We start from the raw sequence: 12,205 nt of genomic DNA on the forward strand, positions 1-12,205 counted from the left end.
GCATCGAACACCTGAGGAGACAACCATGACCACGAACACCGACCCTCGCATCGACCCCACCCGTGTCATCCGCGCCCCCCGCGGTTCGGAGCTGCACTGCAAGAACTGGATCGCCGAGGCCGCCTACCGCATGATCCAGAACAACCTCGACCCCGAAGTGGCCGAGAACCCGCAGGCGCTGGTGGTGTACGGCGGCATCGGCCGCGCCGCGCGCGACTGGGCCTGCTTCGACCAGATCCTGGCCAGCCTGAAAGCGCTGAACGAGGACGAGACCCTGTTGGTGCAATCGGGCAAGCCCGTGGGCGTGTTCAAGACGCATGCCAACGCGCCGCGTGTGCTGCTGGCCAACTCCAACCTCGTGCCCAAGTGGGCCAATTGGGAGCACTTCAATGCGCTCGACCGCAAGGGCCTGTTCATGTACGGGCAGATGACGGCCGGCAGCTGGATCTACATCGGCAGCCAGGGCATCGTGCAGGGCACCTTCGAGACCTTCGTCGAGGCCGGCCGCCAGCACTACAACAACGACCTGTCGGGCCGGTGGATTCTGACCGCAGGCCTGGGCGGTATGGGCGGCGCACAGCCGCTGGCGGCCACGCTGGCGGGTGCGGTGTCGCTCAACATCGAGTGTCAGCAAAGCTCCATCGACTTTCGCCTGCGCACCCGCTACGTCGACAAGCAGGCCCGCGACATCGACCACGCGCTGGCGCTCATCCAGGAACACACCGCCAAGAAGGAAGCGGTCTCCATCGCGTTGCTGGGCAACGCGGCCGAAGTGCTGCCCGCACTGGTGAAGCGCGCCCAGGCGGGGGGCATCAAGCCCGACCTCGTGACCGACCAGACCTCGGCGCACGACCTGATCCACGGCTACCTGCCCAGGGGCTGGAGCGTGGCGCAGTGGAAGGCCGCCCAGAACGACCCGGCCCAGCACGCCACGCTCACCGCGGAGGCCGCCAAGAGCTGCGCCGTGCACGTGCAAGCCATGCTCGACTTCCAGGCCATGGGCATTCCCACGGTGGACTACGGCAACAACATCCGCCAGGTGGCCTTCGACCAGGGCGTGCACAACGCGTTCGACTTCCCCGGTTTCGTACCGGCCTACATCCGTCCGCTGTTTTGCGAGGGCAAGGGCCCGTTCCGCTGGGTGGCGCTTTCCGGTGACCCCGAGGACATTTACAAAACCGATGCCAAGATCAAGGAACTGTTTCCCGACAACAAGCACACCCACCGCTGGCTGGACATGGCCCGCGAGCGCATCAGCTTTCAGGGCCTGCCCGCCCGTATCTGCTGGCTGGGCCTGGGCGAGCGCCACCGCGCGGGCCTGGCCTTCAACGAGATGGTGAAAAACGGCGAGCTCAAAGCCCCCATCGTCATCGGCCGCGACCACCTGGACACCGGCTCGGTGGCCAGCCCGAACCGCGAAACCGAATCCATGAAGGACGGCACCGACGCAGTGAGCGACTGGCCGCTGCTCAACGCCCTGCTCAACACCGCCGGTGGCGCAAGCTGGGTGAGCCTGCACCACGGTGGTGGCGTGGGTATGGGCTATTCGCAGCACTCGGGCATGGTCATCGTGGCCGACGGTACCGATGCCGCACGCGACCGCCTGGCGCGCGTGCTGGTCAACGACTGCGGCTCGGGTGTGATGCGCCACGCCGACGCAGGGTACGAGCTGGCGATTGAGACCGCGAAGAAGCAGGGTCTGAAGCTGCCGATGATCAAGTGAGCTTGAAGTGACCTTGCACCGCTTCGCCATCGCCGATCTCCCGCGCACGCCGTGGAAAAACGGCGGTGGCAGTACGCGCGAAGTCGTGTGCCAGCCGCCCGGCACGGGTATGGAGGCGTTTGACTGGCGCGTCAGCATCGCGACCATCGCGCAGCCGGGGCCGTTCTCGGTGTTTACGGGCATCGACCGGACCATCCTGCTGCTCGATGGCGATGGTGTTCGGTTGCACGCCCCCGGGCACTTCGACCATCGGCTCGACGTTCCCGGTCAGCCCTTCGCCTTTGCCGGCGATGTGGCCGTGGACTGCACCTTGCTGGGCGGGGAGTCCACCGACTTCAACGTCATGACCCGCCGCGGCGTGGCGCGCTCGGATGTGCAGCTGCACACTGGCCGGGCGACGCTCGCCCCAGCCACGGCAGGCGTGCTGCTGGCCCTGGATGGCGATTGGTCCCTGAATGACGGGAACACCCTGCTAGACGTACCCGCCGGTCAGGGCGTATGGTGGGCGAACGCGCCGACGGCCTGGGCCTGCAGCGCGCGCCAGCCGCAAGCCCGCCTGCTGTCGGTACGTATCACCCCGGTTCGGAGTTGATTCCATGCAAAAAAGCCCTCCAGCCCGCGTAAAAACTGCGCAATCAGCTATGAATTTGGTAGCGAATGCACCCAGCGCCGACGGCGTGTGGCGCCAGCTGCGCCTGCTGCCGGGTGCCTTGGACGATGGCAGTCCCATCGATGGCGAAGTGGCGCTGGTGGTGGTGCAGGGCCTCATCCGCTGGATTGGCCCCGCCGCCGACCTGCCTGCCGCCTACCGCACGTTTGCGCAGCACGACGGTGGCGATTCACTCGTGGGCCCGGGCCTAGTCGACTGCCACACCCACCTGGTCTATGGTGGCCAGCGTGCCAACGAATTCGCCATGCGCCTGGCCGGTGCCAGCTACGAGGAAGTGGCCAAGGGCGGTGGCGGCATCGTCTCCAGCGTGCGCGCTACACGCGAGGCGGATGAAGACACCCTGTTTGCCCTGGCCGCACCGCGGCTGCAGGCATTGCTGGCGGAAGGGGTGTGCGCCATCGAGATCAAGTCCGGCTACGGCCTCGCGTTGGAGCACGAGCGCAAGCAGCTGCGCGTGGCGCGTCGCCTGGGCGAGGCCTTCGGCGTGACCGTACGCACCACCTTCCTCGGTGCCCATGCCTTGCCCCCCGAATATGCGGGCCGCAGCCAGGATTACATCGATCTGGTCTGCAAGGAGATGCTGCCGGCTCTGGCGGCCGAGGGGCTGGTCGACGCCGTGGACGTGTTCTGCGAACGCATCGGTTTCTCGTTGGCAGAGACCGAGCAGGTTTTTCAAGCTGCCAAGGCGCTGGGTCTGCCGGTGAAGCTGCATGCCGAGCAACTGTCTGACTTGGGCGGCTCGGAATTGGCGGCACGGTTTGGGGCTCTGTCCTGTGACCACATCGAGCATTTGAGTGCTGAAGGCATTGCCGCGATGAAGGACTCAGGCACCGTGGCGGTGCTGTTGCCCGGGGCCTACTACACCTTGCGGGACACGAATTTGCCGCCGATTGCCGCGCTGCGTGCGGCGGGCATTCCCATGGCGGTGAGTACCGACCACAACCCGGGCACTTCGCCGGCACTGAGCTTGTTGCTCATGGCCAACATGGCCTGCACCCTGTTCCGCTTGACCGTTCCCGAAGCCTTGGCCGGCATCACCCGCCACGCAGCAACGGCACTGGGCCTGCAGGGCACGCATGGCGCGCTGGCCGTGGGGCGACCGGCCAACTTCGTGCTCTGGACGGTGCGCGAGGCCGCCGAGCTGGCCTACTGGTTTGGCAATGCCCCTGTGCACACCGTGGTCCGCCAGGGCAAGGTGTTTCCGACCATCTGAAGAATCGAATCCATGAACCACGCGCTGTTCGCCCACGATGCCTTGTTGCCTACCGGCTGGGCCCGCAATGTACGGCTGCAATGGGACGGTGCCGGGCATCTGACACAGGTGCAGGCCGACTGCACACCCGACCGTGCCACACCCCAGGCCCTCGGCCCCGTCATTCCCGGTTTGCCCAACCTCCACTCCCACGCCTTCCAACGCGCCTTCGCCGGCCTTACCGAATACCGCGCTGAAGCCCAGGACAGCTTCTGGAGCTGGCGCACGCTCATGTACCGCTTTGCCAACCGCATCACCCCAGATCAGTTGGAGGCCATTGCGACCTGGCTCTACACCGAGATGCTGCAAGCCGGCTACACCAGCGTGTGCGAATTCCACTACGTGCACCATGCGGAAGACGGTACGCCCTATGCCGACGACGCCACGCTGGCGCAGTGCCTGTTGCGCGCAGCCAAGAAGACCGGCATTGGCCAGACCCTGCTGCCGGTGCTGTACCAGACCAGCGGCTTCGGTGGCGCAGCGCCCGTGGAAGGGCAGCGCCGCTTCATTCGCAGCACCGACAACATGCTACGCCTGCTGGAGCGCCTGAAACCTCTGTGCGATGCACAAGGTGCCCGCCTGGGCCTGGCCCCGCATTCCCTGCGCGCCGTGCCGCCTGATGCCCTGCGCGAGGTGCTGGCGGGGCTCCATGCCATCGACCCCACGGCCCCGGTGCACATCCACATTGCCGAGCAGACCGGCGAGGTCGATGCTTGCCTGGCCTGGAGCGGGCAGCGCCCGGTGGAATGGCTGCTGGACCATGCGCCAGTCGATCAACGTTGGTGCCTGGTGCATGCCACCCACATGTCGTGCTCGGAGTACCAGCGCGCAGCGCAGAGTGGTGCCGTGGCCGGCATCTGCCCCAGCACCGAAGCCAACCTGGGCGACGGCATTTTCGACATGCCGCGCTGGCTCTCGCACGGCGGGGCCTGGGGCCTTGGCTCGGACAGCCACGCCACGGTCAACGCGGCCGAAGAGCTGTTGATGCTCGAATACGGCCAGCGCCTGCAAGGGCGCAGCCGCAACGTGCTGGCTTCTGCCACGCATGCACAGGTCGCCACCGCCATGACGCTCCAGGCCGTGGCCGGTGGCGCGCAGGCCAGCGGCCGTGCCGTGGCCGGGCTGGCCGTGGGCCAGCAGGCCGATTGGGTGGAGCTGGATGCACAACACCTGGCGCTGGCGGGCTTGAGCGCCCCGGAGATGCTGTCTGCCCATGTGTTCGCCAGCCACCGCACCTCGGCCATCCGCCGCGTTTGGTCCAGTGGTTTGGAGCGAAATAACACCCTGGCCCCGGAATTCATTGCGCAGGCAGCTACGGAATTTGTAGCGGCCCGCGCGCAGTTGCTGGAGACGACATGAGCCCTTTGTTTGACACCACCGAGCCGCCCTTCGTCTTTCACCAGGGCACAGCCCCGCTGCTGATTTCCATGCCCCACGTGGGCACCCATGTACCGGCATCGATCGCCCAGCGCCTCACGCCCGAGGGCCGCGAGGTGCACGACACCGACTGGCACCTGCCCTTGCTCTACGCCTTTGCCAAGGACATGGGGGCGTCCATCCTGCAGGCCACGCATTCACGCTACGTGATCGACCTGAACCGCCCGCCGGACGGGGCCAGCCTCTACCCTGGCCAGAGCGTCACCGGCCTGTGCCCGGTCGATACCTTCGCCGACACCCCGCTGTACTTGGCCGGACAGGAGCCCGGCGAGGCCGAGATTGCGGCGCGGCGCGAGGCCATCTGGCGGCCTTACCACGAGCAGCTGGCGTCCGAGCTGGCCCGCATCCTCGCCGAGCACGGCATGGCCGTGCTGTGGGACGCGCACTCCATCCGCTCGGTCGTTCCCCGCTTTTTTGAAGGCAAGCTGCCCGACCTGAACCTGGGCACGGCCGATGGTGCCAGTTGCGACCCGGGCCTGGCGCAGCGCCTGCTGGCCATTGCGCAGGCCGCCCCCGGCTATACCGCCGTGCTCAATGGCCGCTTCAAGGGCGGTCACATCACGCGCCACTATGGCCAGCCCGCCCACAAGGTGCATGCGGTGCAGCTGGAAATGACCCAATGCAGCTACATGCAGGAGACCATGCCGTTTGGCTACCTGCCCGAGGTGGCAGCGCAGGTGCAGCCCGTGCTGCGGGCCTTGTTGCAGGCGGCACTCGAATTTGCCACCAGCCACAAGTCCTAACTCGGCAGTTCGAACACCAGGCAGGTGGTGGTGGCGTGCGCGTACAGCGTGCCGTCCGGCCCCACCAGCCGAGCATCGGCCGTGGCCAGTTGGCGGCCGCAGTGGATCACCTGGCCAATGGCCCGCACGCGCGGCGTCTTGGCCGGGTTGATGGCCTTGACGATGTTCACGCTCAGCTCGGCCGTGGTGTAGCCGCGTCCTGCTGGCATCCTCGTGTGCACGGCGCAGCCCAGTGCCGAATCGAGCAGGGTGGCGTACCAGCCGCCGTGGATCCCGCCCATGGGGTTCAGGTGGGCCGCGCCCGGTGTGCCCTGGAACACGGCCCGGCCTTCATCCACTTCCAGCAGCATGAAGTCCAGCGTCCTGGCAATGGCGGCGTAGGGCACCTCACCGCGCAACATGGCCTGCATCAACTGCAGCCCATTGAGGCCCTTTACCTGCTCCGGTCGCGCCACGCCGGGGCCGGCACCGGCATCGAGCACGGAGCGCACGTCGGTTTCCTGGGTCATCCACTGGTTCAGCACATCGGTTGTCATGCAGCACTTCCTTTGAAAGATGTATATGCAACAATTTTAGATGCAATCATAATGCCGCATGTCCAAGATCGAACCAAAGACCGTGCAACCCCAGGGGTGTACCAACCTCAAGCTGCGCCAGCTCATGCGCCGCGTGGCCCAGCACTACGACGACGAAGTGGGCAAGACCGGCCTGCGCGGCACCCAGTATTCGTTGCTGTCCCATGTGGTCAAGCTCGGGCCGGTGCGGGCGGTCGATCTGGCGGCGCACATGAAGCTCAATACGTCCACCCTGTCGCGCAACCTGCAGCCCTTGGTGCAGGCGGGCTGGCTGGCGGTGCTCCCCGGGCCGGACGCGCGCAGCCGCCTGATCGAGGCCACCGAAGCGGGGCGTGAAAAGCGGCGCGAGGCGCAGCAACGCTGGCGCGTGGCGCAGACCGACCTCAATCGTCTGCTGGGTGCGGACACCGTGGTCGCCTTGCACGCACTGCTGGATGAGGCGATGGAAAAACTCGGTCCGAGCGCGGACCGGGTTCCGGAATAATCGGGCTTTTGCCTGAGCCCTTATGACTACCTTCACCCAGACCGTTCTGTTCACCGACACCGATGGCCGAGCCCGCTTCCGCGAGGAGTCCATTGCCCTGGACCAGGGCACGCCGCAGTCCATGCTGTCCCAGGTGTTTCCGTCCGGTGGCTACCAGCTGCGCACCAGCCCGGTGGGCTTTCGCAGCCAGTTCCATTGCACGGGCGCGCCGCAGTGGTGTTTCATTTTGGGCGGCCAGATGGAGATCGGCCTGCAGGACGGAAGTTCGCGCATCTTCGGCCCGGGGCAGCACTTCTTCAGTGCCGACACCCTGCCTGAGGGTGCAACGTTCGACGCCACGGTGCACGGCCATTGGAGTCGACAGGTCGGCAACGAGCCGCTGGTGACCCTGTTCGTACGTGCCTGAGCGGTACCTGGTGCGGACTCAGCGGCGCGGTGCGGCGCCCTGCATTTCGCCGGATTCCAGCCGCCACACCCCCGGACGCGCTTTCTGCACGGCTTTGACCAGCGCAGCAGCCACATCGCGTGCGTCGATGCTCTGGTAATTGGAGGGGATCAGTGGGCGCAGTGCACGGGTCAGTGCCAGCCCGATGCGCTCGCCGCTGCGACCGGGTTGCCCCAGCGCTTCGCGATCGCCAGCCAGCATGGCGGGCCGGGCCAGCACCAGGCTGGGGTAGCCGCATAGTTCCAGCGCCAATTCGGCCTCGCCTTTGACACGGCTGTAGAACACGCTCGATTTGGGGTGCGCGCCCAAGGCGCTCACTGCTCCCAATTTCGTAGCTTTTGACGCAATGCCTGCGCGGGCTACAGCCACAACCGCGTCGTAGTCCACGGCGCGAAAGGCTTCCTGGCTACCCGCCACCTTGATGGTGGTGCCGAGCGCGATGAAGACTTCGTCCACCAGCGGCAGCTTGGGTAGCCGTGCGAAATCCACCACATGCGCTTCGAGCTTGGGGTGGCTGAAGTCCAGCGGCCGCCGGGTCAGTGCGTGGACCCGGCAGTAGCGCTCATCGGCCAGCAGGATTGCGAGAACCTCCCGGCCCACGAGGCCGGTTGCCCCCGCGACCAGCGCCACCCGGCTTTCCGTTGCCATAGCCACCACCTCCTGCAAAGTCACCACCACCACGGCGTTGTCCGCCACCAAAGCCGCCACCACCACCGCGGCGGCCGCCCCGGTCAGACATCATATCGACGCTGGTGCGCATCGGGTCAGGCTGGCCACCGCCCTGGGGGCGTGGCTTGTTGCGGTTCAGGCCAAAGCCCGAGCCCAGGTGCAGGTCGTCGCGGGCCAGCGAAGGCTCGCCACGCTCACCACGCTCCTGGCGCGGGCGGTTGTTGCCCTGGTTCGGGTTGCGACGGCCCTGGCCGCCGCCGTTGCCATTGCGGGGGCCATCGTGCAGTTGCACTACGCCGTCTTCCGCTGGGCCGGCTGGGCGATCGGCCTTGCGCTGGCCACCACCGTTGCGTCCGCCACCGCCGGTCTTGGCCTTGTTGTCGCGGATGCGCTGCATCATCTCGGAGCGGGCTGCCTTGGCAGCGGCCTGCATGACGTCGCGGCTCGGCGGCTTGCCGGCGCCACCCCAGATGGTCTGGCGGCCCATGGCAATGGGTTCGGCCTTCTCATCGGGCTCGGGACCGAAGCCGTCGATCACCTTGACTTCGATCTTCTGCTTGGTGAAGCGCTCGATGTCCTGCATGAAGCCTTCCTCGTCGAGGCAGACGAAGTTGACGGCCGTGCCGTCGGCCCCGGCGCGGCCGGTGCGGCCGATGCGGTGCACGTAGTCTTCGCTGATGTTCGGGATCTCGTAGTTCACCACGTGTGGCAGGTCGTCAATGTCGATGCCGCGGGCTGCGATGTCGGTAGCCACCAGGGCGCGCACCTCACCGCTCTTGAAGCCGGAAAGCGCCTGGGTGCGGGCGGCCTGGCTCTTGTTGCCGTGCAAGGCCATGGCCGTGATGCCGTTCTTTTCCAGGTACTCGGCCACGTTGTTGGCGCCGAACTTGGTGCGCGTGAACACCAGCACCTGGCTCCAGTTGTTTTCGTTGATGATGTGGGCCAGCAGGGCCTTCTTCTTGCCGCGGCCCACGGGGTGGATCACCTGGGTGATGCGCTGCACGGTGGTGTTGCGCGGCGTGACCTGCACGCTTTGCGGGTTCTTGAGCAGGCCGTTGGCCAGCTCGCGGATCTCGTCGCTGAAGGTGGCCGAGAACAGCAGGCTCTGCTTTTCCTTCGGCACCAGGGCCAGTACCTTCTTCACGTCGTGGATGAAGCCCATGTCGAGCATGCGGTCGGCTTCGTCGAGCACCAGGATCTGCACGGTGGAGAGGTCCAGCATGCCCTGCTGGCTCAGGTCCAGCAAACGGCCCGGGGTGGCCACCAGAATGTCCACGCCCTTCTTCATGCGGTCGATCTGTGGGTTCATGCCCACGCCGCCGAACACCACGGCGCTAGTGAGTTGCAGGTACTTGCCGTAGGTGCGCACCGACTCTTCGACCTGGGCGGCGAGTTCACGGGTGGGGGTCAGCACCAGGGCACGGATGCCGGTGCCACCGAACTTGTTCTGGGCGCTGCGGGCGTGCGAGAGGCGGTGCAGCATGGGCAGGGTGAACGCGGCCGTCTTGCCGGTGCCGGTCTGGGCGCCGCCCAGCAGGTCATGGCCTTGCAGTACCAGCGGAATGGCCTGGGCCTGGATCGCGGTCGGGGTTTCGTAACCTTCTTCGCGCACAGCCTTCAGGATGGCAGGGGCCAGGTTCAATTCATCAAAATTCATGGGGATCAATTGCGCTTGCGGGCGCTTTGTGAACCGGTCCCATCCGGTACAGGGTGTGCCGGTTCAGCGCTGGACGGTTCGATTTCAGGGTGGGTGCATTGCGTGGTGCAACCCGCGGCATGGTGCCGGCAATACAGGCGACTGAAGGCCTGCTGCAGGCGCTATTGTAATCGGGTTGGCGGTAACAATACGTAAAGCCTACTGGTGGGGGTGTACAAATCGGTCCCGTTGTTGACAATGGCCCCATGCTGAAGAAGTACGCTTTGCGGCGCCTGGGTGTCGCGCAGGATCTCGGGGGGCTGCGCCCCACGGTGCAGGTGTGCCTGGAAACCGTGCTCGAACAGAGCGATGCTCTTCTCGACGATGTGATGGCGGGTTTGCAGGCGGCGCTGCTGGGAAAGCATTCCAAGGTGGCCTATGGGCAGATCAGCAAGGAAGGGCGTGCTGCAGTGGAGACGCTGTGTGCCAACGCCCAGGAAGCCCATGGCGTGTTTGCCGCTGCGCTGCGCCGTGCCTTCTTTGCAGGCGCCACGTTGCCGGGCCTGGCCCAGCCGGCGGTGCGCTTCGACGATTTCCAGTTGCTCGAAGAAGACCAGATCGACTCCAATATCGAGATCGCGCTGACCCAACAGGAAGTGCAGATGGCGGTGGGTGACGTGTTGGCACCGGTGCACGCCTATGTGGGCGGGCTCATGGGCTGGCAGACCGTGCAGCCCCAGCTCAACCCCCTGCGCCCCGAATGCTTCGTCTACGCCCTGCGTGAGACACTGACCCAGCTGGTGGATGACCCGCTGGGGCGCAACGCCATCATGACGCAGTCGGCGGGTTTGCTCGGTCTGAGCCTGCGTCAGCTCTACAAGGAACTGGTGGATTGGCTGCGTACCGCGGGCATTGAACCGGCCACACCTCCCGGAGCAACGGTCAGTGGGCTCGATGGAGGAGGGCGCGGCAACAGTACACCGGTCATGGCGCGCACCATGCTCACCTTGGACAAGCTGCGACGCCTGCTCAGCGGCGAGTTGAGCGAGCCCAGTCCGGTCGCGAACCGCGACACCGAATTTAGCCATACGCTTCCTGCTGCTTACAGCGCGCTGGAGGACCTCAAGCTCATGGAGCACATGATGCGGCGCCTGGCGGAAAAGGCCCATCAGGCTCCTTCTCAGCTGGAGAGCGCCGACGCAGGTGTTTCTGACCGCACCATTGCCGAACCGACCGAGAAGTCGCCGGCCAAACGGTTGGGCGCCCAATTGGGTGAGGAGGTGGTGCGCTTGATGATCGACAACCTGGAGCAGGACTACCGCCTGCTGGCGCCGGTGCGTACGTCTTTGCGCGCGCTCGAACCCGTAGTGCAGAAGCTGGTGCGCAGTGACGCCCGATTCTTCAGCGAGCGCAACCACCCGGCACGGCAGTACCTAGACCGCATCACGCACCGCAGCTTGGCCTACTCCTCGGTGGACCAGCCGGGATTTGCGCGCTTCATGAAGACCTTTGACAACGCCAACAGCGTGCTGACCGGCGGCGATGGTGATGCCGCAGCGTTTGACCGCGTGCTGCGCCGTCTGGAGGCGGGCTGGGCGCGTGACGAACAGGAGCAGCGTCAGCGCGCCGAAGAGGCTGCGCGTGCGCTGCTGCATGCGGAGCAGCGTCACCTGTTGGCCCAACGGCTGGCGCAGGAGTTCATGGAGAAAGTGGAGAACAAGTCGGTGCCTGAGCTGGTCATCAGCTTCCTGCGCGGCCCGTGGGCACAGGTGGTGGCAGAGTCGCAGCTGCGCTGTGTGGCGGGCACGGAAGACGCCGATGGCTTCCACTCCCTGGTGGATGACCTGATATGGAGCGTGCGGGTGAAGGCAGCACGGCGCAACCGCTCGCGTCTGGTGCAACTGGTGCCGGCCATGCTGGTCAAGATGCGCCAGGGCCTGACCATGATCGATTACCCGAGTGACCGCATCGCGGCGTTTTTCGATGAATTGATACCGTTCCATGAGCAGGCATTCGATGTGCCGCGGGCCAGCGCCGAGCCCAATGGAAAACCGGCTGCCGCTGAGGTGATGTCCGAAGACGGCGCGCAAGGGCCGGACACGGTGCCAGCGAGCGACTTCGGTGGCAGCGAAAGCATTCTGGACATGTCCGACTACTGGATGTCCGAAGCTGAGGCGCAGGATTCCGGCTATGTGGACGAGCAGCACTCGGTGTCCGACGGAATGGAGCTTCCCGCCGATGCCTTGCCTGAGCCGCAGCAGTGGACTGCCCAGACCCTGCACACCGGTGCCTGGGTGGATCTGGCCATGGATGGCGAATGGGTCCGTGCCCAGTTGACCTGGGCCAGCCCCCACCGCACCTTGTTCATGTTCATTTCGGGCAACGGCCTGGCGCACAGCATGTCGCGGCGCACCATGGAGCGCTTGCAGGCCCAGTCGCTGATTCGCCTGGTGTCGGATGGGAAGGTGCTGGATCAGGCGCTGGACGCCGTGGCGCAGGCCGCCATATCCAACCAATCCGACGGCGAAACGCCCGATTGAGCGGTCCCGGTCCCGGGCTGCTGGGATAATG

The 12,205-nt window shown here is 66.0% G+C and carries 11 protein-coding genes; 8 read left to right on the plus strand and 3 right to left on the minus strand.

Features of this window, described 5'->3' with window-relative positions; genetic code table 11:
• The first annotated feature begins 25 nt into the window (after positions 1 to 25).
• Genes hutU through hutG form a run of 5 tightly spaced genes read left to right on the plus strand, consistent with a single transcriptional unit; the run spans position 26 to position 5,825 of the window.
• Positions 26 to 1,723 (plus strand): urocanate hydratase, encoded by a 1,698-nt coding sequence (gene hutU, locus RQP54_RS13355; protein ID WP_315678873.1) that lies wholly within the window; start codon positions 26 to 28, stop codon positions 1,721 to 1,723.
• 13 nt (positions 1,724 to 1,736) lie between these two features.
• Complete coding sequence (locus RQP54_RS13360; protein WP_409997573.1) at positions 1,737 to 2,315, plus strand: HutD family protein; 579 nt, start codon at positions 1,737 to 1,739, stop codon at positions 2,313 to 2,315.
• Between the two features lie 49 nt (positions 2,316 to 2,364).
• On the plus strand, positions 2,365 to 3,606 hold the full coding sequence (gene hutI, locus RQP54_RS13365) for an imidazolonepropionase (protein WP_315678875.1): 1,242 nt from the start codon (positions 2,365 to 2,367) through the stop codon (positions 3,604 to 3,606).
• Between the two features lie 12 nt (positions 3,607 to 3,618).
• The gene (locus RQP54_RS13370; protein WP_315678876.1) at positions 3,619 to 5,004 is read left to right on the plus strand and encodes a formimidoylglutamate deiminase; all 1,386 of its coding nucleotides are present in this window, start codon (positions 3,619 to 3,621) and stop codon (positions 5,002 to 5,004) included.
• Positions 5,001 to 5,825, plus strand: a complete 825-nt coding sequence (gene hutG / locus RQP54_RS13375; protein WP_409997574.1) for an N-formylglutamate deformylase — start codon at positions 5,001 to 5,003, stop codon at positions 5,823 to 5,825. Before RQP54_RS13370 ends, hutG begins: the two co-directional genes overlap by 4 nt.
• On the opposite strand, the gene RQP54_RS13380 is transcribed toward hutG, so the two are convergent.
• The gene (locus RQP54_RS13380) at positions 5,822 to 6,361 is read right to left on the minus strand and encodes a PaaI family thioesterase (protein ID WP_315678877.1); all 540 of its coding nucleotides are present in this window, start codon (positions 6,359 to 6,361) and stop codon (positions 5,822 to 5,824) included. The two genes, hutG and RQP54_RS13380, sit on opposite strands and share 4 nt — an antisense overlap.
• Positions 6,362 to 6,419: 58 nt before the next feature.
• On the opposite strand from RQP54_RS13380, the gene RQP54_RS13385 reads away from it, so the two are divergent.
• On the plus strand, positions 6,420 to 6,884 hold the full coding sequence (locus RQP54_RS13385; RefSeq protein WP_315678878.1) for a MarR family winged helix-turn-helix transcriptional regulator: 465 nt from the start codon (positions 6,420 to 6,422) through the stop codon (positions 6,882 to 6,884).
• Positions 6,885 to 6,906: 22 nt separating this feature from the next.
• Positions 6,907 to 7,290 carry a hypothetical protein gene (locus RQP54_RS13390; protein ID WP_315678879.1) on the plus strand — a complete coding sequence of 128 codons (384 nt, stop codon included), beginning with the start codon at positions 6,907 to 6,909 and terminating at the stop codon, positions 7,288 to 7,290.
• 18 nt (positions 7,291 to 7,308) lie between these two features.
• On the opposite strand, the gene RQP54_RS13395 is transcribed toward RQP54_RS13390, so the two are convergent.
• Both RQP54_RS13395 and RQP54_RS13400 read right to left on the minus strand, forming a co-directional pair.
• Positions 7,309 to 7,977 carry a nucleoside-diphosphate sugar epimerase gene (locus RQP54_RS13395; protein ID WP_315678880.1) on the minus strand — a complete coding sequence of 223 codons (669 nt, stop codon included), beginning with the start codon at positions 7,975 to 7,977 and terminating at the stop codon, positions 7,309 to 7,311.
• Positions 7,892 to 9,655, minus strand: a complete 1,764-nt coding sequence (locus RQP54_RS13400; RefSeq protein WP_315678881.1) for a DEAD/DEAH box helicase — start codon at positions 9,653 to 9,655, stop codon at positions 7,892 to 7,894. The genes RQP54_RS13395 and RQP54_RS13400 overlap by 86 nt, the downstream gene beginning before the upstream one ends.
• A 245-nt stretch (positions 9,656 to 9,900) precedes the next feature.
• Here RQP54_RS13400 and RQP54_RS13405 point away from each other — a divergent pair, with 245 nt between their 5' ends.
• Entirely contained in the window at positions 9,901 to 12,174 is a 2,274-nt protein-coding gene (locus tag RQP54_RS13405; protein WP_315678882.1) for a DUF1631 family protein, read from the plus strand.
• Positions 12,175 to 12,205: the final 31 nt, after the last annotated feature.

Source organism: Curvibacter sp. APW13, from assembly GCF_032337135.1.
GTDB lineage: Bacteria > Pseudomonadota > Gammaproteobacteria > Burkholderiales > Burkholderiaceae_C > Allorhodoferax.

Bases quoted from the DNA above. Each gene is read 5' to 3' on its own strand.
- hutU (WP_315678873.1), top strand. From the start codon at position 26: ATGACCACGAACACCGACCCTCGCATCGACCCCACCCGTGTCATCCGC.
- hutI (WP_315678875.1), top strand. From the start codon at position 2,365: ATGAATTTGGTAGCGAATGCACCCAGCGCCGACGGCGTGTGGCGCCAG.
- RQP54_RS13370 (WP_315678876.1), top strand. From the start codon at position 3,619: ATGAACCACGCGCTGTTCGCCCACGATGCCTTGTTGCCTACCGGCTGG.
- hutG (WP_409997574.1), top strand. From the start codon at position 5,001: ATGAGCCCTTTGTTTGACACCACCGAGCCGCCCTTCGTCTTTCACCAG.
- RQP54_RS13380 (WP_315678877.1), bottom strand. From the start codon at position 6,361: ATGACAACCGATGTGCTGAACCAGTGGATGACCCAGGAAACCGACGTG.
- RQP54_RS13385 (WP_315678878.1), top strand. From the start codon at position 6,420: ATGTCCAAGATCGAACCAAAGACCGTGCAACCCCAGGGGTGTACCAAC.
- RQP54_RS13390 (WP_315678879.1), top strand. From the start codon at position 6,907: ATGACTACCTTCACCCAGACCGTTCTGTTCACCGACACCGATGGCCGA.
- RQP54_RS13395 (WP_315678880.1), bottom strand. From the start codon at position 7,977: ATGGCAACGGAAAGCCGGGTGGCGCTGGTCGCGGGGGCAACCGGCCTC.
- RQP54_RS13400 (WP_315678881.1), bottom strand. From the start codon at position 9,655: ATGAATTTTGATGAATTGAACCTGGCCCCTGCCATCCTGAAGGCTGTG.
- RQP54_RS13405 (WP_315678882.1), top strand. From the start codon at position 9,901: ATGCTGAAGAAGTACGCTTTGCGGCGCCTGGGTGTCGCGCAGGATCTC.